Source organism: Agromyces salentinus (assembly GCF_009749395.1).
GTDB lineage: Bacteria > Actinomycetota > Actinomycetes > Actinomycetales > Microbacteriaceae > Agromyces > Agromyces salentinus.
Genome location: NZ_WBIR01000009.1, coordinates 121,631 through 143,386, shown reverse-complemented (window position 1 = coordinate 143,386; position 21,756 = coordinate 121,631). Strand labels below are relative to the sequence as shown.

Here is a 21,756-nt window from a genome sequence, read left to right as displayed (position 1 = left end):
CGGTGCACCGGCCGCGCGGACGAGGGCCGGCGGGCGTCGATCGGGCGCGGTCACGGGCCCGCCGGGTCGAGCACCGGTGCGAAACCCCGGCACACCGGTGCGACGGCCCGGAGCACCTCGGCGCTCAGGTCGCCGCGCTCGACGCCGGCCAGTGCCCAGGTTCCGGCGCCGGTGGCCGCGGCCGCGGTGGCGGCGTTCGCCGCGGCCCGGACGAGGCCGTCGTCGACCCCGGGCGCGCGCGCGGCGAGGAAGCCGGCGAGTTCATGCGCGACCCGGAGGAAGCGTCCGAGCCCGGCCGAGAGGAACTCGTCGTGGGTGGCCATCGGCTCGCGCTGGCTCAGCGCGATGGGCACCGACCGATGCGGATGCCGCGCCGCGAGGTCGCCGAGCACCTGGGCGAGCGCCTCGGACGGTGGAAGGCCGACCGGCGCGTCGTCGAGGATCGACGGCAACGCCGAGAGCGTCTCGTCGACGTCGAGCCAGAGCAGGTCGGACTTCGCCGAGAAGTAGTTGAAGAACGTGTTGCGACCCACCCCTGCGCGCTGGGTGATGTGCTCGATCGTCGTCTGGGCGTAGCCCTGCTCGAGGAAGAGCTCGCTCGCGGCGTCTTCGAGGGTTCGTCGCGAGGAGGCGCGGGGGCGGCCGCCGCCGCGGCCGGGACGGCTGGGACCGCCGTCCGCGCCATCCGTGCCGGCGTCTCCGAAATCGGTCATACAATGATTATGGACTGAGTACACAAACTCGCCAGCTCCCCCAACTCGAACCCACAGGAGTCACGCCCGCATGACGTCGCGTCGCATCTTCCGCTCACTCCCAGCCGTCGCGCTCGTCGCCGCCGGCGCGATCGTGCTGGCCGGGTGCACGCCCGCGGACGGCGACGCCGCGGCGACGGGCGACCCCGTCACGGGCGGGACCCTGGTCTACGCCTCGGGCGACGCCGAGCCGAGCTGCCTCGACCCGCACGTCGGCGGCAACTACCCGCAGGCGCTGATCGCCGGCCAATTCCTGGAATCGCTCGTCTCCCTCGACGAGTCCGGTGAGGTCATCCCGTGGCTCGCAACCGAGTGGACGACGAGCGAGGACGGGCTGACCTGGGACTTCACCCTCCGCGAGGACGTGAGCTTCACCGACGGCACGCCCTTCGACGCCGAAGCGGTCAAGGCCAACGTCGAGCACCTCAAGGACCCCGCCACGCAGTCCTCCACGGGGTATCTCGCGCTCGGCAAGGTCGACACGGTCGAGGTCGTGAGCGACACGGTCGCGCGCTTCCACCTCAGCGTGCCCGACAGCGCACTGCTCGAATCGCTCTCGCAACCGTGGACCGCCATCGAGTCGCCCACCGGCATCGCCCGCGGCATGGACGAGAACTGCGTCGCACCGGTCGGCACGGGCCCCTTCATCGTCGACGAGTGGATCCCCCAAGACCACGTGTCGCTCGTGCGCAACGACGACTACACGACCGGTCCGGCCGACCGTGCGCACGACGGAGCCGCGTACCTCGACGGCATCACGTGGCGCTTCATCCCCGATTCCGCCTCGCGCTACGCCGCACTTCAGGCGGGCGAGGTGGACATCATCGACAACGCCCAGCCCGACACCCTGGACCAGGCCTCGAAGTCCGGGACGCTCGTCGAGATCGACGCCCCGCGGCCCGGAGCGGCGAACCGGCTCGAGCTGAACTCCGGCCAGCCGCCCTTCGACGACATCCGCGTGCGCGAGGCGTTCATCCGCGCGGCCGACGTGAACGACGGCATCGACTCGCTCTTCTTCGGCACCGCCGACCGCTCGTACTCGGTGCTCTCCAGCGTGGAGCAGCTCGCCTACTCCGACGACTCCCTCTTCGACACCGACCTCGACGAGGCGAACGCCCTGCTCGACGAGGCGGGCTGGACCGAACGCGACAGCCGCGGCATCCGCTCGAAGGACGGCGTCCCGCTGACGCTCCGCTTCCCGGTGTCGACGAACCAGTCCATCCCGGCCGAGCAGTCGCTCTTCGAGCAGGTGCAGGCCACCGCGAAGGAGGCCGGGTTCGACGTGCAGCTCTCCCCCGTCGACCTGTCGAGCTGGTACGGCGCACTCGCCGCGCACGAGTACGAGCTCGTGAGCGCCCCGTACACGAAGGTCGGGCCCGACGTGCTGCGCATCCTGTACCACTCCGACAGCATCACGCCCGCGCCCAGCGGCTACTTCGCGAACCTCGCGCAGCTCGACGACGCCGACCTCGACGCGCTGCTGACAGCCGCGGCGTCGGAGTCCGACCCCGACGAGCGGGCCGACCTGTACGAGCAGGCGCAGCAGATCATCCTCGGCGGGTTCTACGCCCTGCCCCTCTACGACCAGCAGAACCACTTCCTCCACTCCCCCGGGCTCGAGGGCGTGCGCGCCATGCCGACGGTGTCGACGCCGACCTTCGCCGACGCCTGGCTGGCAGACTGAGCGGATGCCACGAAGCCGCGTCCTCCGGCGGGTCGCACTGCGACTCGCCGGAGCGGCGTTCGTGCTGTGGGCCGTCGCGACGCTGACCTTCTTCGCGATCCACCTGGTGCCCGGCGATCCGGCGCAGGCGATCCTGGGCGGGCCCGGCTCGCAGGCCTCGCAGGAGGCACTCGACGAGGTGCGCGCCGACTACGGACTCGACCAGCCGCTCGTCGTGCAGTACGGCGCGATGCTCGGGCGGCTCGTCACCGGCGATCTCGGCGACTCGTACGCGCTGAAGACCCCGGTGGCCGAGCTCATCGGCGGCCAGATCCTCGGCACCCTCGCGCTCGCGGCGCTCGCGCTCGTCGTGGCGTGGGTGCTCGCCGTGGGGCTCGCGCTCTGGTCGACGTCGGCGGGGCGCATCGGTCGCGCGATCGCGGGCGGACTCGAGTTGACGGCCGCGGCGCTGCCCCACTTCTGGCTGGCGACGGTGCTCATCGCGGTGTTCTCGACTTCGCTCGGCTGGCTGCCGCCCGTCTCGAACGACGCGGCATCCGGTCTCGTGCTGCCCGTCATCACCCTCGCCGTCCCGCTCGCCGGATTCCTCGCGCAGCTCATGCGCGAGCGGATGCTGGAGGCGCTCGAACAGCCGTTCGCGGTCTCGGCGGCCGCACGCGGCGAGACCGCGGCGGGTCTCCGGCTCCGGCACGCGCTGCGCCACGCCGCGCTTCCGGCGATCAACCTCTCCGGCTGGGCGGTCGGCTACCTCATCTCGGGCGCCGTGGTCGTGGAGACGATCTTCGCCCGGCCCGGTCTCGGGCGCACGCTCCTGCGGGCGACCGAACTCCGCGACGTGCCGGTCGTCGTCGGCGTGGTGCTCGTCGTCGCGCTCGTCTACGTGCTCATGACGCTCGCCACCGACGTGGTCTCGCGGTTCGCCGACCCGCGCATCGCCCGCGAGGAGGCCCCCGCATGAGCGACCTCGAACTCTCGAACCGCGCGGTCGCCGGCCGGTCGTTGCCGAGGCCGCCGCGCATCGGCACCGTGCTCGCGCTCGCCTTCGTCGCGTTCCTCGCCGTCGCGACCTTCGCGCCCGGCCTCCTGCAGACCACCGATCCGGATGCGATCGCTCCTCGCGACGCGTTCGAGCCGCCCTCGTGGGCGCACTGGTTCGGCACCGACGAGTCCGGACGCGACGTCTACAGCCGGGTCGTCGAGGGCACGGCCGCGTCGCTCCTGATCGGGGTCAGCGCCACCGCGATCGGGCTCGCACTCGGGCTGCTGCTCGGCGGGCTCGCCGGGCTCGGCGGTCGCGTGCTCGATTTCGCCGTCGGCCGTGTCAACGAGGTGCTCTTCGCCTTCCCCGGGATCCTGCTGGCGCTGCTCATCATCGTGCTGTGGGGTCCTGGTCCGGTCACCGCCACGATCGCCGTCGGCCTGTCGACGGCGCCCGGATACGCGCGGATCATCCGCGGCGAGCTCGTGCGGGTGCGCACCTCCTCGTACGTGGAGGCGGCGCGGGTGCTCGGGCACGGCCGGGCCCGGGTGCTCGTGCGGCACATCCTGCCCAATGCCCTGGCGCCCCTCGTCGTGCTGGCGACCCTCGGCATCGGGCAGGCCGTCGTCTGGGCATCGGCCCTCAGCTACCTCGGCCTCGGCGCGCAACCGCCCGCCGCCGAGTGGGGCGCGATGCTCTCCGCGGGTCGCATCTACATCACGACCGCCTGGTGGTTGACCGTGTTCCCCGGCCTGATGATCGTGGTCACGACCATCACGACCACCATGCTCGGCCGCACGCTGGCCGCGCGCGACGGATCACGGCGATGAGCGGCGGCGAGCCGGTGCGTCCGGACCCGGGCCCGGTCACCGCACCCGACGCCCCCGTGCTCGACGTCGCGGGCCTCTCGGTCGCCTTCCGCGACGGCCGCGGGTGGCGCGAGGTCGTGCACGGCCTGGACCTCTCCGTCGCGGCCGGCACGTGCGTGGCCGTCGTCGGCGAGTCCGGCTCGGGCAAGAGCGTCACGGCCAGGGCCGTGCTCGGCCTCGCCGGAGCGGGCGCGCGGGTCCGCGCCGATCGCCTCGACGTGGCCGGCGCAGACCTCCGTCGCGCCGACGAACGCGACTGGCGGCGGATGCGCGGCGCGCGCGCCGGGTTGGTGCTGCAGGACGCCCTCGTCTCCCTCGACCCGTTGCGCACCATCGGGCGCGAGATCGGCGACCCGCTCCGTCTCCACCTGCGGATGCCGCCGGCCGCCGCCCGTTCGCGCGCGCTCGAACTGCTCGAGCTCGTCGGCATGCCGCATCCCGCGCTGACCGTCGACCGCCGCTCCGGAGAGCTGTCCGGAGGGATGCGCCAGCGTGCGCTCATCGCCGCAGCCCTCGCCCTGGACCCGCCCCTGCTGATCGCCGACGAGCCCACGACCGCGCTCGACGTGGGCGTGCAGGCGCGCGTGCTCGGGCTGCTCGAGGCCGCGCGGGACCGAGGCACCGCGGTGCTGCTGATCAGCCACGACCTGGCCGTGGTCTCCCGTATGGCGGACCGCGTGGTGGTGCTGCACGACGGGCGCGTGGTCGAGCAGGGGCCGACCGCCGAGCTCCTCGGCGACCCGCGGCATCCGATCACCAGGGCCCTCATCGCCGCCGTGCCGACCGAGGTGCCGAGGGGCGCGCCGCTCTCGCTCGCCCCTCACGGAGCGGATGCCGCGACCGCCGATCGTCCGCCCGGCCCGGCTCCCGCAGCGACGTCCGCACCGGGCCTGCCCTCGTCGGGCCCGCCGGGCGCGCCCGTGACGGCCACCCGGCCGCCGATCCTCGAGGGCCTCGGGCTCACGAAGTCGTTCGGCAGCGGCCCCACCCGCGTGCTCGCCGTGCAGGACGCGTCGTTCCGGATCGAGCCGGGCCGGACCCTGGGGCTCGTGGGTGAGTCGGGCTCGGGCAAGAGCACGCTCGCCCGGCTCGTCCTCGGCCTCACGGCACCCGACGCGGGCGAGGTCCGGCTCGACGGCGGTCCGTGGACGACCCTCCCGGAGCGCGGGCGACGACCGCTGCGACGGCGGCTCGGCGCCGTCTACCAGGATGCGTTCGGTTCGTTCGACCCGCGGTGGAGCGTCCGGCGCATCCTCCGCGACGCGCTCGCGGCGGCGGGCGCGGAGACGTCGGACGCCGCCGTCGCCGTGCTCCTCGACCAGGTCCGCCTCGCTCCCGGCGTCTCGGCGCAGCATCCGCTCGCGCTCTCGGGCGGCCAGCGCCAGCGGGTGGCGATCGCACGAGCCCTGGCCGGCTCGCCCGACGTGCTCGTCTGCGACGAACCCGTCTCGGCGCTCGATGCGACGGTGCAGGCGCGCGTGCTCGACCTGCTCGACGAGATCCAGCGCGAGCGCGGGCTCGCGATGCTCTTCATCTCGCACGACCTCGGCGTGATCCGGCACATGAGCGACACGATCGCGGTCATGCGCAGCGGCCGCATCATCGAGCAGGGCGACGCCGAGCGGGTCTTCACCGCCCCGGAGCACGAGGCCACGGCGGCGCTCATCAGGGATTCGCCGCGGCTCGTCATCCGTGGTCCAGGATCGAACCGCTAGGCTTGAGCGTCAACATTCAGGCACCTCACCACTGACTCGGTGCCGCCGATATCGAACCGGAGCATCATGACCGACACGTCGCGCATTCCCGACAAGCCCGCCCTCGAAGGGCTCGAGACGGTCTGGTCCGAAGCCTGGGAGCGAGACGGGGTGTACGCCTTCCCCCGGGAGCAGGCGACCCGCGAGACGATCTTCTCGATCGACACTCCCCCGCCGACGGCGTCGGGTTCGCTGCACATCGGGCACGTCTTCTCGTACACGCACACCGACGTCATGGCCAGGTTCCAGCGCATGCGCGGCCGTCACGTCTTCTACCCGATGGGCTGGGACGACAACGGCCTGCCCACCGAGCGGCGCGTGCAGAACTACTACGGGGTCCGCTGCGACCCGACGCTGCCCTACGAGGCCGGGTTCGTGCCGCCCTTCGAGGGCGGCGACGGCAAGTCGACCAAGGCCGCCGACCAGAAGCCGATCAGCCGGCGCAACTTCATCGAGCTGTGCGAGCGCCTCACCGTCGAGGACGAGCAGCAGTTCGAGGCGCTCTGGCGCACCCTCGGCCTCTCGGTCGACTGGAAGCAGAGCTACCGCACCATCGCCGACGAGGCGATCTTCACCTCGCAGCTCGCGTTCGTGCGCAACGTCGAGCGCGGCGAGGCCTACCAGGCGCTCGCTCCGACCCTGTGGGACGTGACGTTCCGAACCGCCGTCGCCCAGGCCGAACTCGAGGACCGCGAGCAGCCCGGTCACTACCACCGCGTCTCGTTCCACCGCCCCGACGGCGGCACGGTCGAGATCGAGACGAGCCGGCCCGAGCTCATCGCGGCGTGCGTCGCCCTCGTCGCCCACCCCGACGACGAGCGCTACCAGCCGCTCTTCGGCACCACGGTGACGAGCCCGGTGTTCGGTGTCGAGGTGCCCGTGCTCGCCCATCACCTCGCCCAGAAGGACAAGGGCACCGGCATCGCGATGATCTGCACCTTCGGCGACGTGACCGACGTGGTCTGGTGGCGCGAGCTCGACCTGCCCAACCGCGCGATCATGGGCTTCGACGGCCGCATCATCGCGGAGACGCCCGAGGCGATCACCTCCGAGGCCGGCCGTGCGGCGTTCGCCGAGATCGCCGGCAAGACGGCCTTCTCGGCGAAGCAGGCCGTCGTCGACCTGCTTCGCGCCTCGGGCGACCTGCTCGGCGAGCCCAAGGCCATCACCCACCCCGTGAAGTTCTTCGAGAAGGGCGACCGCCCACTCGAGATCGTCTCCACGCGTCAGTGGTACATCAGCAACGGTGCCCGTGACGCCGGCCTGAAGGAGCGCCTGCTCGAGCACGGCCGCTCGATCGACTGGCACCCCGACTTCATGCGCGTGCGCTACGAGAACTGGGTCGGCGGCCTGTCCGGCGACTGGCTCGTCTCCCGCCAGCGCTTCTTCGGCGTCCCGATCCCCGTGTGGTACCCGCTCGACGAGGCCGGCGACCCCCGGTTCGACGAGCCCATCGTGGCGACGCGCGAGCTCCTCCCCGTTGACCCGTCCTCCGCGCCGGCACCCGGCTTCGACGAGGCGCAGCGCGGCATGCCTGGCGGCTTCATCGGCGAGCACGACGTCATGGACACCTGGGCCACCTCCTCGCTCACCCCGCAGCTCGCGGGCGGCTGGGAGCGGGACCCCGAGCTCTTCGACCTCGTCTTCCCGTATTCGCTGCGCCCGCAGGGCCAGGACATCATCCGGACGTGGCTCTTCTCCTCGACGCTCCGGGCGGAGCTCGAGCACGGCACCGCCCCGTGGAGCGACGCATCCATCTCCGGCTTCATCGTCGACCCCGACCGCAAGAAGATGTCCAAGTCGAAGGGCAACGTCGTGACGCCCGCCGGCCTGCTCGAGCAGCACGGCTCCGACGCCGTGCGCTACTGGGCGGCATCCTCGCGTCTCGGCACCGACGCCGCGTTCGACCCGCAGAACCCGACGCAGGTCAAGATCGGCCGGCGCCTGGCCATCAAGGTCCTGAATGCCGCGAAGTTCATCCTCGGCTTCGAGGGCGGTGCGGATGCCGCGGTCACGGTCGCCGTCGACCGGAGCATGCTGGCCGAACTCGCCGAGGTCGTCACGAAGTCCACCAGGGCGCTCGAGTCCTACGACCACGCCAGGGCGCTCGAACTCGCGGAGACCTTCTTCTGGACCTTCTGCGACGACTACCTCGAACTGGTCAAGGAACGCGCCTACGGCGAGCCCAGCTCGGAGCAGGCGTCCGCCGTCGCCGCCCTCAAGACCGCGCTCAGCGTGCTGCTCCGCCTCTTCGCGCCGGTGATCCCGTTCGCGACCGAAGAGGTCTGGAGTTGGTCGAACGAGGGTTCCGTGCACCACGCGGCATGGCCCTCGCTCGACGAGCTCGCCGCGCGCGGCGAGGCCGGACCCGAGCTCCTCGAGCTCGCGAGCTTGGCGCTGACCGGCATCCGCCGGGCCAAGACGGGTGCGAAGGCCTCGCAGAAGACGCCGGTGACCCGAGCGGTCATCGCCGCGCCCGCAGCGACGATCGCGCTGCTCGAGGCCGTGGCATCCGACCTGCGTGCGGTGGGGCGCATCGCACGACTGGAGTTCGCCGAGGCCGAGGACTTCGAGGTCCGCGACATCGAACTGGAAACACCCGAGGCTTAGGGGAGCCGATGACATACGAGATCCGACGCGCGAGCGAAGACGACTTCTTCGGCTGGCTGCCGCTGTTCGAGGCGTACTGCCGCTTCTACGAGACCGAGCTCGATGATGCCAAGGCGCTCATCGTCTGGAACTGGATCAGCGACGAGCAGGACCCGCTGCAGGCCGCGCTGGCGGTCGATGAGGAGGACAGGCCGGTCGGGCTCGCCCACTACCGCGTGGTGCCCGACAGCCTGTCGGCAACGCGCGGGATGCACCTCGACGACCTGTACGTCGACGAGGCGGTGCGCGGCGCCGGCGTGGGCACGGCGCTCATCCGGTACGTGCACGAGCGCGCCGCGGAGGTCGGCACCGGCGGGGTCTCCTGGATCACCGCGGCCGACAACGAGTCGGCCCAGCGTCTCTACGACGCGCTGGCCGCCCGGACGAGCTGGGTGACGTACGAGATGGGCGCCTGATGCAGCTCGGCACGCGGTGGGCGTTCGGCGACCGGCCCCCGGCCTCGGTGCCGGCGGACCTCGCGGCGCGCGTCGCCGAGGCCGAGGGAGCGCGCCCCGGCGAGGAGGGCCACTGGACCCTCACCTGGCTCGAGGGGCGGCCGATCGCCGAGCTCGACGACGGCACCCGCGTGACGCTCGAGGGCACAACGGCGCCGGGCGAGGCGCGCAGCGACGACGACTGGTGACGACGGCGGGCCGGGTCACCTGAGCGACGACCCGTCGCCGTCAACCCGTCCGCCGCCGAACCTCAGGCCCTGGCGATGATCTCGCCGTGGGGCATGAGCATCCACCCGTCGGCGTCCGCCGTCCAGTCGAGCCAGCCCTGGGAGATGCGCTGGAGCTCGGCCGGGTCCGCGTGACCGGACTCGATGGCGTGCACCGCGAACGCGGACTCCAGGGCGCGCTGCGCCCACGACGTGCCCCACCACTCGCGCTCCGCGTCCGATGCGAACACCCAGACCGACCCGAGCGCGGTGACGTCGTGGAACCCGGCGCTCCGAACCCAGTGCTTGAGGTGCCGCCCGGCATCCGGTTCGCCGCCGTTCCAGCGGTGCACGTCGTGGTACAGCTCGAGCCAGCGCGTGAGCTCCGCCGTCGCCGGCGTCGTGAGGACGCCGCCGTAGTCGACCTCGCGCACGGCGAGTACGCCGCCGGGGCGGAGGACGCGCCGGAACTCCCGCAACGCGTCGACCGGGTGACGGAGATGCTGCAGCACCTGGTGCGCGTGGACGACGTCGAACGAGTCGTCGGCGAACTCGAGGGCGTACGCGTCGCCGACCCGGAACTCGACGTTGTCGACGCCCGAGCTGGTTGCGAGGCCGGTCGCCTCGTCGACGATCTCGGCGGAGGCGTCGACGCCGATGACGTGGCCGGGGCGCACACGTCGCGCGAGGTCGATCGTGATCGTGCCCGGTCCGCTGCCCACGTCGAGGACGTCGAGGCCCGCCGTGAGGTGCGGCTCGAGGTAGGCCGCCGAGTTGGCGACCGTGCGCCAGGTGTGCGAGCTCAGGACGCTGGGATGGTGCCCGTGCGTGTAGACATCGCGATCGGCTGCGGGATCCGGTGCATTCTCGGTCATGATCCGAGCCTAGGCCGATAGGGTCGGCGGATGGCCGACGTGACGAATCCGCTGCTCGAAGCGAGCCCCCTCCCCTACGGCTTGCCGTTGTTCGCGCTCATCCGGCCCGAGCACTACCCGGAGGCGCTCGAAGCGGGCATGCGGCAGCAGCGCGACGCCGTCGAGGGCATCGCCGGCGCTGCCGAGGATGCCACCTTCGAGAACACCATGCTGCCGCTCGAACGCTCGGGCGCCCTGCTCGGGCGAGTGCTCGCCGTGTTCGAGAACGCGAGCTCGGCCGACGCGAGCGCGGACCTCGAGGAGATCGATCGGACCTTCGCGCCCCGGCTGACGGCTCACGCGGACGCCATCGTGCTCGACCAGCGCCTGTTCGCCCGCGTGCACGACCTCTTCGTGCGCAGGCACGACCTCGGGCTCGAGCCCGACGCCGTGTACCTCATCGAGCGCGCCCACCACCGGGCGCAGCTCGCCGGGGCCGCGCTGGACGAGGCGGCCCGTACCCGCCTCTCGATGGTGAACGAGCGGCTCTCGACGCTCACGACCTCGTTCCAGCAGTCGTTGCTCGCGGACACGAACGACCTCGCCGTGCACCTCACCGACGAGGGCGCCGTCGCCGGCCTCGACGCCGGCGCGCGCTCGGCCGCTCGGGCGGCGGCCGCGGCTCGAGACCTCGACGGCTGGCTCCTGACGCTCGTGCTCCCGACGATGCAGCCGGCCCTGACCGACCTCGCGGACCCCGGAACCCGCGACGCCCTCCTCGCAGCGTCCCGTTCACGCGGATGCCGCGGCGGAACCCACGACACCCGGTCCACCCTGCTCGAGATCGTGCGCCTGCGCGCCGAACGCGCGGCGCTCCTCGGGTTCCCGAACCACGCGGCGGCGGTCACCGCGGGACAGACGGCCGGAACTCCCGAGGCCGTCGCCGCACTGCTCCGCGAGCTCACCGGGCCGGCGATGCGCAACGTACGCGCCGAGCACGCCGCGCTCAGAACCCTCGCAGAGGTGAACGGCGACCGGATCCCGACACCGGCCGACTGGCCGCGCCTGGAGGCGCGGCGACGCGCCGAGGGCGACGCATTCGACGCCGCCGAGGTGCGACCCTACCTCGAACTCGAACGTGTCCTCGTCGACGGCGTCTTCCACGCGGCCCACCTGCTCTACGGGCTCCGCATCACGGCTCGGCCAGACCTCGTCGGCTATCACCCCGAGACGCGCGTGTACGAGGTCTTCGAGGCCGACGGCGCTCCGGTCGGCCTCTACCTGCTCGATCCGTACACGCGCGACTCCAAGCGGGGCGGAGCGTGGATGACCTCGCTGATGGAGCAGTCCGAGGTGACGGGCGACCGCCCGATCGTGGTCAACAACCTCAACATCCCGAGGCCGGCGGCGGGCGACCCGACGCTGTTGACCTTCGACGAGGCCGAGACGCTGTTCCACGAGTTCGGCCACGCGTTGCACGGACTGCTCGCTCGGACCCGGTTCCCCTCGCAGGCGGGAACCCGGGTCTTCCGTGATTTCGTCGAGCTGCCGAGCCAGGTGAACGAGCTGTGGCTGCTCCGGCCCGAGGTCCTGTCCAACTTCGCCGTCCACCACGAGACCGGCGAGCGGATGCCGCCGCAGGTGGCGGAACGACTGCTCGCGTCGAGCGGCACCGAGTCGGGCTTCGCCACGGTCGAGTACCTGGCCGCGGCGGCGCTCGACCTGGCCTGGCACCGGGTCTCGGCGGCCTCGGGCGAGGGAGGGCCCTCCGAGCCCACCGAGGTCGCCGCGTTCGAGGCCGGTGCGTTGGCGGCCGCGGGCCTCGCCCATCCCCTCGTCCCACCCAGGTACGCGAGCACCTACTTCGCCCACGTGTTCGCGGGCGGCTACGACGCCGGCTACTACTCGTACATCTGGAGCGAGGTGCCGGGCGCCGACATCATGGCCTGGTTCGAAGAGCACGGCGGTGCGACGCGGGCGAACGGCGAGCGGTTCCGGCGCGAGATCCTCGAGCCCGGCGGTTCGCGGGACCCGGGCGAGTCGATTCGCGCATTCCTCGGCCGGGAACCCAGGATCGACGCCCTGCTCGCCCGTCGCGGCCTGTCGTAGACGCACGGATGCCCCGCGCAGATGTTCTGCACGGGGCATCCGGAGGACTCGGTGCGCGTCAGATGGCGAAGCCGAGCGCGCGCATCATGTCGCGGCCGTCGTCGGTGATGCGCTCGGGGCCCCACGGCGGCATCCACACCCAGTTGATGCGGAAGGCCTCGACGACGCCGTCGAGTGCCTCGGCCGTCTGCTCCTCGAGCACGTCGGTCAGCGGACAGCCGGCGCTCGTGAGCGTCATGTGGATGATGAGCGCGTTGTTCTCGTCGTCCCAACCGAGGTCGTAGATGAGTCCGAGGTCGACGACGTTGACGCCCAGCTCGGGGTCGACGACGTCCTTCAGCGCCTCTTCGACCTCGTCGTAGCGCTCGGGTGCGAGTGAGGTGGCCATGATCGGGATTCTACTCGCGCTACTCGGCTGCCGACTCGGCGACCTGGTAGCGGTCGTAGCCCTCCTCTTCGAGCCGGTCGGCGAGCTCGGGCCCACCCTGCTCGGCGATGCGGCCCGCCACGAACACGTGCACGAAGTCGGGCTTGATGTACCGGAGGATGCGCGTGTAGTGCGTGATGAGGAGGATGCCGAGCCCGGTGTTGGCCTTCGCGCGGTTCACGCCCTCGGACACGATCTTCAGCGCGTCGACGTCGAGGCCGGAGTCGGTCTCGTCGAGCACCGCGAACTTCGGCTTGAGCAGCTCGAGCTGGAGGATCTCGTTGCGCTTCTTCTCGCCGCCCGAGAAGCCCTCGTTGACGTTGCGCTCGGCGAAGGCCGAGTCCATCTTGAGGTTCTTCATCGACTCGCGCACGTCCTTGACCCAGGTGCGGACCGACGGCGCCTCGCCGTCGATCGCGGTCTTGGCGGTGCGGAGGAAGTTCGTGACGGTGACGCCGGGGATCTCCACCGGGTACTGCATGGCGAGGAACAGGCCGACGCGCGCGCGCTCGTCGACGCTCATCTCGAGCACGTTCTCGCCGTCGAGCAGGATCTCGCCGCCGACCACGGTGTACTTCGGATGGCCGGCGATGGTGTAGGCGAGGGTCGACTTGCCGGAGCCGTTGGGGCCCATGATGGCGTGGATCTCGCCCTCGTTGATGACCAGGTCGACGCCGCGGAGGATCTCGCGGGTTCCCTGGTCGGTCTCGACGTTGACGTGCAGGTTCTTGATCTCGAGCACGGACATGGTGATGGGGGTTCTCTTTCGATTGTCGGCCGCGCGGGCCGGAAACTGATTCAGACGGCCAGGGTGACCGCGGGGTCGATGTGCACGTCGCCGTCGGTGATCTCCACCTGGTAGACGGGCACGGGTTCGTAGGCGGGGAGCGTCAGCGGCTTGCCGGTCTTCAGCGAGAACTTCGACCCATGCGCCCAGCACTCGAGCGTGTCGTCCTCGACGAATCCCTCGGCGAGCGAGATGTCCCCGTGGGTGCAGGTGTCGCCGATGGCGAAGACCGCCCCGGCGGAGTCCTTGACGACCGCGATGGGCACGCCCTCGAGCACGAAGCGCGAGGCCTCGTTCTCTGCGAGCTCATCGACCGAGCAGACTCGTACGGATGCCACGTCAGCGACCTTCCAGCTCTGCTTCGACGGCGGCCGTGAGCCGCGCCTCGAGGTCGGGCGAACCGATCTTCTGGACGATCTCGGTCAGGAAGCCTCGCACGACGAGTCGGCGGGCCTCGCCCTCGGTGATGCCGCGGGCCATGAGGTAGAACAGCTGCTCGTCGTCGAAGCGACCGGTCGCGCTGGCGTGGCCGGCCCCTTCGATGTCACCCGTCTCGATCTCGAGGTTCGGGACCGAGTCGGCACGGGTGCCGTCGGTGAGCACGAGGTTGCGGTTCTGCTCGTAGCTGTCGGTGCCCGGCGCGGTCTGCGCGATCAGCACGTCGCCGATCCAGACGCTGCGCGCGCCCGCTCCCTGCAGCGCACCCTTGTAGGTCACGCGGCTCCGGGTGTGCGGGGCGTCGTGGTGCACGAACACCTGCTGCTCCAGGTGCTGCCCCGCATCGGCGAAGTACAGGCCGAGGGACTCGATGTCCGCGCCCTGCTCGGCGAGATGCGTCGAGGGATTGACCCGGACGACCTTGCCGCCGAGCGAGACGACGATGTGCTTGAGGAACGAGTCGCGGCCCAATCGGGCGAACTGGCTCGAGAGGTGCACGGCCTCGTCGTCCCACTCCTGCAGCGAGACGACGGTGAGCTGTGCACCCTCGCCGACGAGGATCTCGACGTTCTCGCTGAGCCGTGCGCTGCCGGAACCGGCGAGCACCACGAGGCCGCGACTGTTCGGCGCCGCCTCGATGACGGTGTGCGCGGCGCGCGGCGCGTCGCCGAGGCCGGTGCGGGTGACCACGGCGATCTTCTCGTCTTCGCCGGTGACGGAGATGAGGAGGGCCTCGCCGAAGGTCGACCAGGCGTTCGCACTCGCACGGTCCTCGGGCGTGCCGGCGGCGCCGATGCGGGCGTCGTCGCGCGAGATGCGGGAGACCGCGATGCCCGCGACCTCCGTCGTCTCGATGGGGAGGGTGGAACCGTCGAGCTCACCGGCGGTGAGGTCCGCGAAGGCGGCGACCGGGGAGAGCTTCCACTCGTGCTCGCGACCGTTGACGGGAGCGAAGTCCTCGACGTTCACCGAGCGGAACCGCTCCGAGCGGGTCTGCACGGGCACGAAGGCACCGTCGGAGTGGGCGACGAGGCCGTGCTGCCCGGCCGTGGGCATGGCTGTGCTGGTCATCTGGGCGGTCACTGCTAGCCCACCGATCCTTCCATGCCCATCTCGATGAGCTTGTTGAGTTCCATGGCGTACTCCATCGGGAGCTCGCGGGCGATCGGCTCGATGAAGCCGCGCACGATCATCGACATGGCCTCGGTCTCGTCGATGCCGCGGCTCATCAGGTAGAAGAGCTGCTCCTCGCTGACCTTCGAGACCGTCGCCTCGTGGCCGAGCTTCACGTCGTCGACGCGGATGTCGATGGCCGGGTAGGTGTCGGACCGCGAGATCGTGTCGACGAGCAGGGCGTCGCACACGACGCTGTTCGCCGAGTGATGCGCGTTCGCGTCGATGCGCACCTCGCCGCGGTAACCGGCGCGACCGCCGCCGCGGGCGATCGACTTCGAGACGATCGAGGACTGCGTGTACGGCGCCATGTGGATCATCTTCGCGCCGGCGTCCTGGTGCTGTCCGGGGCCCGCGAAGGCGACCGAGAGCGTCTCGCCCTTGGCGTGCTCGCCCATGAGGAAGATCGACGGGTACTTCATCGTCACCTTCGAGCCGATGTTGCCGTCGACCCACTCCATGGTGGCGCCCTCGGCGGCCGTGGCCCGCTTCGTGACGAGGTTGTAGACGTTGTTCGACCAGTTCTGGATCGTCGTGTACCGAACGCGGGCGTTCTTCTTCACGATGATCTCGACGACGGCCGAGTGCAGCGAGTCGCTCTTGTAGATCGGCGCCGTGCAGCCCTCGATGTAGTGCACGTAGCTGCCCTCGTCGGCGATGATCAGCGTGCGCTCGAACTGGCCCATGTTCTCGGTGTTGATGCGGAAGTAGGCCTGCAACGGGATTTCGACGTGCACGCCGGGCGGCACGTAGACGAACGAGCCGCCGGACCAGACCGCCGTGTTCAACGCGGCGAACTTGTTGTCGCCTGCGGGGATCACCGTGCCGAAGTACTCCTCGAAGAACTCGGGGTGCTCCTTGAGCGCGGTGTCGGTGTCCATGAAGATGACGCCCTGGCGTTCGAGCTCTTCGTTGATCTGGTGGTAGACCACCTCGGACTCGTACTGAGCGGCGACGCCGGCCACCAGCCGCTGGCGCTCGGCCTCGGGGATGCCGAGCTTCTCGTAGGTGTTCTTGATGTCCTCGGGCAGGTCCTCCCAGGTCTGGGCCTGCTTCTCGGTCGACCGGACGAAGTACTTGATGTTGTCGAAGTCGATCTCCGACAGGTCGGCGCCCCAGGTGGGCATGGGCTTGCGCTCGAAGAGCTGCAGCGCGCGCTGGCGTCGCTGGAGCATCCATTCGGGCTCTGCCTTCAGCGCGGAGATGTCGGCGACGACCTCCGGCGAGATACCGCGTCGGGCGGATGCCCCGGCGCTGTCGGAGTCGGCCCAGCCGAACTCGTAGGTGCCGAGTCCTTCCAGTTCCGGGCGATCGATCAGTACGTCCGTCATGCTCTCCCTCTTCTCCTCCCGTGCAACCGGCTATCAGTCCGGCCCATCGCCCTTCGCGAGTCGAGGCGCTCTTCGAGATGGTGATGATGTGCGGGTGGCGTCAATGCGAACCTAAGATGTGTGGGTACCCGCATCGCGCGTTCTCGCGCGCCTCGCGGTATTCCCAACCCATCAAGACTACAGGGTCGCGCGACCAGCGGCGCCGGACTCACGGCGCCGTCACAGCCCGGCCCGAGTGAGGAAACGTCCCTCGTGCACCGCTCTGCCGCCAGGTTCATCGAACGCATCCGTCGGAGCCGCGCGTATGCGACCCTGCTGCCCACGTCCATCACCCGATGGGTTCGCACCGTGGCCTGGCTCTCGGTCGTCGTCAACATCGGCATCGTGGGAACGGGCGGCCTCGTGCGCCTGACCGGTTCGGGGATGGGATGCGAGACCTGGCCGTACTGCACCGCCGACTCGCTCATCCCGACCCCGGAACTCGGGATCCACGGACTCATCGAGTTCGGCAACCGCACGCTGACGGGCGTCCTCGTCGTCGTCGCGGCACTCGCGTTCCTCTCGGTCCTCCGCCTCCAGCCGCGCCGGCCCGATCTCGTCCGGCTCTCCTTCGCGATCGGCGTCGGCATCATCGTGCAGGCCGTGGTCGGCGGCGTGACAGTCTGGCTCCACCTCCACCCGAGCATCGTCGGGTTCCACTTCCTGCTCTCCGCCGCGCTCGTGGTCCTCGCCACCGTGTTCGCCCATCGCGTCTACGCCGGTCAGGGACCGCGGGAGTCGGGGGTCTCCCGCGGCTACGCCGGCCTCGCCTGGGCGACCGCCGCCTCCGTGGCCGTGACGGTCGCCATCGGGGTCCTCCTCACCGGTTCGGGGCCGCATGCCGGAGACGAGGCGGCGGCTCGCAACGGGCTCGATCCGATCCTGTGGCAGCACATCCACGCCTGGCCCGGATACCTCACCTTCGCGCTGTCCGTGCTGCTGATGGCGGGCGCCTTCCGCACGTCGCCGTCGCTGGACCTGCGCCGTTGGGTCGGCATCCTCCTCGCCGTGGAGTTCGTGCAGATCGCCGTCGGGCTCTGGCAGGCACGGACCGGCCTGCCGATCGTCCTGGTCAACATCCACATGGTGCTCGCGGTCGCGCTCGTCGCCGCCATGACCGCCGTCCTCCTGCACCTCGAGCGCCGCGTCGTCGCGCAGGACGTCGCCCCCGAGCCGTCGCCCGTCGAGGCATCCGCCCGCTGATGCTCGTGCGTCACCGGGGCCACGAGCCCCGCATCTCCCCCGATGCGACGGTCGCACCGGGTGCGGTGATCTCGGGCGACGTCGCGGTCGAGGGCGGCGCCCGCATCCTGCACGGCGTCGTGCTCAGCGCGGAGGACGGCCAGATCCGCGTCGGCGCGGAGACGGTGATCCTCGAGCACGCCCTGGTGCGCGGTCGCGCGGGGCATCCGGCGGTCATCGGGGCGCGGGTCATGATCGGGCCGCATGCGCACGTGAACGGCGCCATCGTCCACGACGGGTCCTTCATCGCGACGGGGGCCGCCGTCTTCCCGGGTGCCGTCATCGGCGCCGGCGCGGAGGTGCGCGTGAACGCCGTCGTGCAGGTGAACACCGTGATCGAGCCGGGGGGCGTCGTCCCGATCGGGTGGGTCGCCGTCGGTGCGCCCGCACAACTGTTCAGCCCCGACCGGCACGAGGAGATCTGGGCCGTCCAGCGGACGCTGGACTTCCCGGGCACCGTCTACGGCGTCGACCGCGACGCCGGGATGGCCGAGATCATGCGACGGCAGTCGGCGTTCTACGCGGCGCACGACCAGGACGAGATCCTCCGTCGCGATTGACGGCCCGGCTGATCGGCCGGCGCGGCGGTCCGGCGTGGCATCCGGCCATCGAGATCCTGCGCCCTGTCGGCGCGACGGGCCTCAGAACGGCAACAGCGGGTCCACGCCGATCGCGATGAACAGCAGCGACAGGTACGCGATCGAGCCGTGGAACACGCGCATGGGCGACACGTTCACGTGGCGGATGGCGAGGTTGTAGAGGCGGTGCGTCTCGTAGATGAACCAGACGCCCGTCACGAGCGCGACGCTCGAGTAGAGCAGGCCCATGCCGGCGATCGGGATGAGCAGGAGCGAGCACGCCACGGTCGCCCACGCGTAGAGGATCACCTGCAGCCCGACCTGTGCGCGCCCGCGCACGACGGCCAGCATCGGCACGCCCGCGGCGGCGTAGTCGTCCTTGTACTTCATCGAGAGCGGCCAGTAGTGCGGCGGCGTCCAGAGGAAGATGATCAGGAAGAGGATGATCGGCGGCCAGCTCAGGTCGCCCGTGACGGCAGCCCAGCCGATGAGCACGGGCATGCATCCGGCGACGCCGCCCCAGACGATGTTCTGGGCGGTGCGGCGCTTCAGGATGAGGCTGTAGAACACGACGTACAGCAGGATCGCGCCGAGCGAGAGCGCCGCGGCCAGCCAGTTCGTGAAGACGCCGAGCCAGACGATCGACGCCGCACCGAGTCCGTAGGCGAAGACGAGCGCCTCGCGGTCGGACAGCTCTCCCGTCACGAGCGGCCGCCCCTGCGTGCGCTTCATGAGGCGATCGATGTCGCGATCGATGTAGCAGTTGAACGCCCCGGCCGAGCCCGCGCTCATGGCGCCGCCGATCAGGGTGGCGATGAGCAGCCACAGGCTGGGCAGGCCGTTCTGCGCCAGGATCATCGTGGGCGCCGTCACGACCAGCAGGAGTTCGATCACCCGCGGCTTCGTGAGGGCCAGGTACGCCGCGAGCTTGCGCTTCAGGGTCGACTCCTGGCCGGCTTGCCGCGTCTCAACTGCTGCCTGCATCGCTCCTCTTCCGCGTGGGCGCGACGAAGAGAACGCGGCCCGCAACAGATTCTACGTCATGCAACGTCATCGCCATGGGCACGGCGCCCGCCGCACGAGCCCGCCGATCCGGCACCTCACATCGGATCGGATGCCGCGTGAACTCGCCGTCACGCCCGTGAAACTGAGCCTTTCCATATACTTTGAGCATGCGGGCCTCCCCGCGTTGTTCGCGATCCACACTTGAAGGTGATCCGTTCGCGCACGCCGAAGGCAACGTCGCCGCAGTGATTTCCAGGGCCGAAGACAATGTCACGGCCGCCCTCACCCGGAAGGAACACCCCACTCGTGACTCACCTGAACTGGGAGCCCATCGACGACCGCGCCGTCGACACCGCTCGGATCCTCGCGGCCGACGCCGTCGAGAAGGTCGGCAACGGCCACCCCGGCACCGCGATGAGCCTGGCCCCCGCGGCGTACCTGCTCTTCCAGAAGGTCATGCGCCGTGACCCGGCCGACCACCGGTGGCTCGGCCGCGACCGCTTCATCCTTTCTGCGGGCCACAGCTCGCTGACGCAGTACGTGCAGCTCTTCCTCGCCGGCGACGGCCTCGAGCTCGACGATCTGAAGTCGCTCCGCACGTGGGGCTCGAAGACCCCCGGCCATCCCGAGTACGGCCACACCGACGGCGTCGAGATCACCACCGGCCCGCTCGGCCAGGGACTCGCCTCGGCCGTCGGCTTCGCGTACGCGTCCCGCTTCGAGCGCGGCCTGTTCGACCCGGATGCCGCGGCAGGCACGAGCCCGTTCGACCACTTCGTGTACGTGGTCGCCGGCGACGGCGACCTGCAGGAGGGCATCACGAGCGAGGCCTCCTCGCTCGCCGGCCACCAGCAGCTCGGCAACCTCGTCGTGATCTACGACTCGAACCAGATCTCCATCGAGGACGACACGAACATCGCCTTCACCGAGGACGTCGCCAAGCGCTACGACGCCTACGGCTGGCACGTGCAGACGGTCGACTGGAAGAAGACCGGCGAATACGTCGAGGACGTCGCCGAACTCCACGCGGCCATCGAGGCCGCGAAGGGCGAGAGCTCCAAGCCCTCGATCATCATCCTGAAGACCATCATCGGCTGGCCCTCCCCCGGCAAGCAGAACTCGGGCAAGATCCACGGGTCGGCGCTCGGCGCGTCCGAGCTCGCCGCGACGAAGGAGGTGCTCGGCTTCGACCCCGAGCAGACCTTCGTCGTCGCCGAGGACGTCATCTCGCACACCCGCGGCGCGCTCGAGCGCGGTGCGGCGGCGAAGGCGGAATGGCAGACCTCCTTCGACGCCTGGGCCGAGGCGAACCCCGAGCGCAAGCAGCTGCTCGACCGGCTCGAGGCGGGCGAGCTGCCCGACGGGCTGGAATCGGTCCTGCCGGCGTTCGAGGACGGCACCGAGGTGTCGACCCGAGCCGCGAGCGGCAAGGTCATCAACGCGCTCGCGGCCCAGCTGCCCGAGTTCTGGGGCGGATCGGCCGACCTCGCCGAGTCGAACCTGACCACCATCAACGGCGCCGCCTCGTTCATCCCGTCGGAGTGGTCGACGCACGAGTTCTCCGGGAATCCCTACGGGCGCGTCCTGCACTTCGGCATCCGCGAGCACGCCATGGGCGCCATCGTCAACGGCATCGTCCTGCACGGCAAGACGCGCCCCTTCGGCGGCACGTTCCTCATCTTCAGCGACTACATGCGCCCCGCCGTGCGCCTGGCCGCGCTCATGCAGGTCCCCTCGATCTTCGTGTGGACCCATGACTCGGTCGCGCTCGGCGAGGACGGCCCGACGCACCAGCCCATCGAGCAGCTCGCGACCCTGCGGGCGATCCCGGGCTTCTCGGTCGTGCGCCCCGCCGACGCCAACGAGACCGCCGCGGCGTGGCTGGAGATCCTGAAGCGCCGCGACGCGCCCGTCGGCATCGCGCTCACCCGGCAGAACATCCCGGTCTTCGCTCGAGGCGAGGGCGCGGCATCCGGCGACGAGTTCGCGTCGACGGCGGGCGTCGCCAAGGGCGCGTACGTGCTCGCGGATGCCCCGTCCGGCACGCCAGACGTGATCCTCATCGCCACGGGTTCCGAGGTGCAGCTCGCCGTCGCCGCGCGCGAGCAGCTCGCCGCCGACGGCGTCCAGGCGCGCGTCGTGTCCGCCCCGAGCCTCGAGTGGTTCGAGGAGCAGGATGCCGCCTACCGCGAGTCCGTCCTCCCCGCCGCCGTCACCGCCCGCGTGTCGGTCGAGGCCGGCGTGTCGCTCAGCTGGGGTCGCTACGTCGGCGACCGCGGCCGCAGCGTGTCCATCGAGCACTTCGGCGCGTCCGCCGACTACAAGACGCTCTTCCGCGAGTTCGGCATCACGACCGAAGCCGTCGTCGCCGCAGCCAAGGAATCGCTCGCGTCGGCCTGACGCGAACACGAAGGAGATCTGAGAA

19 protein-coding genes are annotated in these 21,756 nt (G+C 70.8%); 11 read left to right on the top strand and 8 right to left on the bottom strand.

Annotated features, from left to right (window positions below):
* Positions 1-50: 50 nt before the first annotated feature.
* Complete coding sequence (locus GQQ95_RS11040; RefSeq protein WP_157427717.1) at positions 51-713, bottom strand: TetR/AcrR family transcriptional regulator; 663 nt, start codon at positions 711-713, stop codon at positions 51-53.
* Positions 714-783: 70 nt separating this feature from the next.
* Between GQQ95_RS11040 and GQQ95_RS11035 the strand changes: the two genes are divergently transcribed.
* The 7 genes from GQQ95_RS11035 (at position 784) to GQQ95_RS11005 (ending at position 9,330) form a co-directional block, all read left to right on the top strand.
* On the top strand, positions 784-2,436 hold the full coding sequence (locus tag GQQ95_RS11035; protein WP_157427716.1) for an ABC transporter substrate-binding protein: 1,653 nt from the start codon (positions 784-786) through the stop codon (positions 2,434-2,436).
* Between the two features lie 4 nt (positions 2,437-2,440).
* On the top strand, positions 2,441-3,394 hold the full coding sequence (locus GQQ95_RS11030) for an ABC transporter permease (protein WP_157427715.1): 954 nt from the start codon (positions 2,441-2,443) through the stop codon (positions 3,392-3,394).
* Positions 3,391-4,245: an ABC transporter permease gene (locus GQQ95_RS11025; protein ID WP_157427714.1), complete on the top strand. Its 855-nt coding sequence runs from the start codon at positions 3,391-3,393 to the stop codon at positions 4,243-4,245. Before GQQ95_RS11030 ends, GQQ95_RS11025 begins: the two co-directional genes overlap by 4 nt.
* Positions 4,242-5,999 (top strand): ATP-binding cassette domain-containing protein, encoded by a 1,758-nt coding sequence (locus GQQ95_RS11020; protein ID WP_157427713.1) that lies wholly within the window; start codon positions 4,242-4,244, stop codon positions 5,997-5,999. The genes GQQ95_RS11025 and GQQ95_RS11020 overlap by 4 nt, the downstream gene beginning before the upstream one ends.
* A gap of 66 nt (positions 6,000-6,065) precedes the next feature.
* Positions 6,066-8,648, top strand: a complete 2,583-nt coding sequence (gene valS, locus GQQ95_RS11015; protein ID WP_157427712.1) for a valine--tRNA ligase — start codon at positions 6,066-6,068, stop codon at positions 8,646-8,648.
* 8 nt (positions 8,649-8,656) lie between these two features.
* Positions 8,657-9,103 (top strand): GNAT family N-acetyltransferase, encoded by a 447-nt coding sequence (locus GQQ95_RS11010; protein WP_157427711.1) that lies wholly within the window; start codon positions 8,657-8,659, stop codon positions 9,101-9,103.
* Complete coding sequence (locus tag GQQ95_RS11005; RefSeq protein ID WP_157427710.1) at positions 9,103-9,330, top strand: hypothetical protein; 228 nt, start codon at positions 9,103-9,105, stop codon at positions 9,328-9,330. The genes GQQ95_RS11010 and GQQ95_RS11005 overlap by 1 nt, the downstream gene beginning before the upstream one ends.
* 62 nt (positions 9,331-9,392) lie before the next feature.
* On the opposite strand, the gene GQQ95_RS11000 is transcribed toward GQQ95_RS11005, so the two are convergent.
* Positions 9,393-10,223 carry a methyltransferase domain-containing protein gene (locus GQQ95_RS11000; RefSeq protein WP_157427709.1) on the bottom strand — a complete coding sequence of 277 codons (831 nt, stop codon included), beginning with the start codon at positions 10,221-10,223 and terminating at the stop codon, positions 9,393-9,395.
* Between the two features lie 30 nt (positions 10,224-10,253).
* Here GQQ95_RS11000 and GQQ95_RS10995 point away from each other — a divergent pair, with 30 nt between their 5' ends.
* Positions 10,254-12,311, top strand: a complete 2,058-nt coding sequence (locus GQQ95_RS10995) for a M3 family metallopeptidase (RefSeq protein ID WP_157427708.1) — start codon at positions 10,254-10,256, stop codon at positions 12,309-12,311.
* A 58-nt stretch (positions 12,312-12,369) separates the two neighbouring features.
* Here GQQ95_RS10995 and GQQ95_RS10990 read toward each other — a convergent pair whose 3' ends face one another.
* Genes GQQ95_RS10990 through sufB form a run of 5 tightly spaced genes read right to left on the bottom strand, consistent with a single transcriptional unit; the run spans position 12,370 to position 16,467 of the window.
* Positions 12,370-12,699, bottom strand: a complete 330-nt coding sequence (locus tag GQQ95_RS10990) for a metal-sulfur cluster assembly factor (RefSeq protein WP_055857683.1) — start codon at positions 12,697-12,699, stop codon at positions 12,370-12,372.
* 19 nt (positions 12,700-12,718) lie between these two features.
* Positions 12,719-13,486, bottom strand: a complete 768-nt coding sequence (gene sufC / locus GQQ95_RS10985; protein ID WP_157427707.1) for a Fe-S cluster assembly ATPase SufC — start codon at positions 13,484-13,486, stop codon at positions 12,719-12,721.
* 50 nt (positions 13,487-13,536) lie between these two features.
* Positions 13,537-13,863 carry a non-heme iron oxygenase ferredoxin subunit gene (locus GQQ95_RS10980; protein ID WP_157427706.1) on the bottom strand — a complete coding sequence of 109 codons (327 nt, stop codon included), beginning with the start codon at positions 13,861-13,863 and terminating at the stop codon, positions 13,537-13,539.
* A gap of 1 nt (position 13,864) precedes the next feature.
* Complete coding sequence (sufD, locus tag GQQ95_RS10975) at positions 13,865-15,034, bottom strand: Fe-S cluster assembly protein SufD (RefSeq protein WP_246205406.1); 1,170 nt, start codon at positions 15,032-15,034, stop codon at positions 13,865-13,867.
* A gap of 14 nt (positions 15,035-15,048) precedes the next feature.
* The gene (sufB, locus tag GQQ95_RS10970) at positions 15,049-16,467 is read right to left on the bottom strand and encodes a Fe-S cluster assembly protein SufB (RefSeq protein WP_157427705.1); all 1,419 of its coding nucleotides are present in this window, start codon (positions 16,465-16,467) and stop codon (positions 15,049-15,051) included.
* Positions 16,468-16,719: 252 nt separating this feature from the next.
* Between sufB and GQQ95_RS10965 the strand changes: the two genes are divergently transcribed.
* Together GQQ95_RS10965 and GQQ95_RS10960 are read left to right on the top strand one after the other, a co-directional pair.
* On the top strand, positions 16,720-17,709 hold the full coding sequence (locus tag GQQ95_RS10965; protein ID WP_157427704.1) for a COX15/CtaA family protein: 990 nt from the start codon (positions 16,720-16,722) through the stop codon (positions 17,707-17,709).
* The gene (locus GQQ95_RS10960; protein WP_157427703.1) at positions 17,709-18,308 is read left to right on the top strand and encodes a gamma carbonic anhydrase family protein; all 600 of its coding nucleotides are present in this window, start codon (positions 17,709-17,711) and stop codon (positions 18,306-18,308) included. Before GQQ95_RS10965 ends, GQQ95_RS10960 begins: the two co-directional genes overlap by 1 nt.
* An 81-nt stretch (positions 18,309-18,389) precedes the next feature.
* Here GQQ95_RS10960 and GQQ95_RS10955 read toward each other — a convergent pair whose 3' ends face one another.
* On the bottom strand, positions 18,390-19,310 hold the full coding sequence (locus GQQ95_RS10955) for a heme o synthase (protein ID WP_157427702.1): 921 nt from the start codon (positions 19,308-19,310) through the stop codon (positions 18,390-18,392).
* A 327-nt stretch (positions 19,311-19,637) separates the two neighbouring features.
* Between GQQ95_RS10955 and tkt the strand changes: the two genes are divergently transcribed.
* Positions 19,638-21,731 carry a transketolase gene (gene tkt, locus GQQ95_RS10950; protein WP_157427701.1) on the top strand — a complete coding sequence of 698 codons (2,094 nt, stop codon included), beginning with the start codon at positions 19,638-19,640 and terminating at the stop codon, positions 21,729-21,731.
* Positions 21,732-21,756 lie beyond the last annotated feature (25 nt).

What these genes read in the sequence shown, in the direction of transcription:
- GQQ95_RS10955 (WP_157427702.1), bottom strand. Translation starts at nt 19,310, where the DNA reads ATGCAGGCAGCAGTTGAGACGCGGCAAGCCGGCCAGGAGTCGACCCTG.
- GQQ95_RS10960 (WP_157427703.1), top strand. Translation starts at nt 17,709, where the DNA reads ATGCTCGTGCGTCACCGGGGCCACGAGCCCCGCATCTCCCCCGATGCG.
- GQQ95_RS11030 (WP_157427715.1), top strand. Translation starts at nt 2,441, where the DNA reads ATGCCACGAAGCCGCGTCCTCCGGCGGGTCGCACTGCGACTCGCCGGA.
- valS (WP_157427712.1), top strand. Translation starts at nt 6,066, where the DNA reads ATGACCGACACGTCGCGCATTCCCGACAAGCCCGCCCTCGAAGGGCTC.
- GQQ95_RS10995 (WP_157427708.1), top strand. Translation starts at nt 10,254, where the DNA reads ATGGCCGACGTGACGAATCCGCTGCTCGAAGCGAGCCCCCTCCCCTAC.
- GQQ95_RS11005 (WP_157427710.1), top strand. Translation starts at nt 9,103, where the DNA reads ATGCAGCTCGGCACGCGGTGGGCGTTCGGCGACCGGCCCCCGGCCTCG.
- GQQ95_RS10990 (WP_055857683.1), bottom strand. Translation starts at nt 12,699, where the DNA reads ATGGCCACCTCACTCGCACCCGAGCGCTACGACGAGGTCGAAGAGGCG.
- GQQ95_RS11040 (WP_157427717.1), bottom strand. Translation starts at nt 713, where the DNA reads ATGACCGATTTCGGAGACGCCGGCACGGATGGCGCGGACGGCGGTCCC.
- GQQ95_RS11010 (WP_157427711.1), top strand. Translation starts at nt 8,657, where the DNA reads ATGACATACGAGATCCGACGCGCGAGCGAAGACGACTTCTTCGGCTGG.
- sufB (WP_157427705.1), bottom strand. Translation starts at nt 16,467, where the DNA reads ATGACGGACGTACTGATCGATCGCCCGGAACTGGAAGGACTCGGCACC.
- sufD (WP_246205406.1), bottom strand. Translation starts at nt 15,034, where the DNA reads ATGACCAGCACAGCCATGCCCACGGCCGGGCAGCACGGCCTCGTCGCC.
- GQQ95_RS11025 (WP_157427714.1), top strand. Translation starts at nt 3,391, where the DNA reads ATGAGCGACCTCGAACTCTCGAACCGCGCGGTCGCCGGCCGGTCGTTG.
- GQQ95_RS11020 (WP_157427713.1), top strand. Translation starts at nt 4,242, where the DNA reads ATGAGCGGCGGCGAGCCGGTGCGTCCGGACCCGGGCCCGGTCACCGCA.
- sufC (WP_157427707.1), bottom strand. Translation starts at nt 13,486, where the DNA reads ATGTCCGTGCTCGAGATCAAGAACCTGCACGTCAACGTCGAGACCGAC.
- GQQ95_RS11000 (WP_157427709.1), bottom strand. Translation starts at nt 10,223, where the DNA reads ATGACCGAGAATGCACCGGATCCCGCAGCCGATCGCGATGTCTACACG.
- GQQ95_RS11035 (WP_157427716.1), top strand. Translation starts at nt 784, where the DNA reads ATGACGTCGCGTCGCATCTTCCGCTCACTCCCAGCCGTCGCGCTCGTC.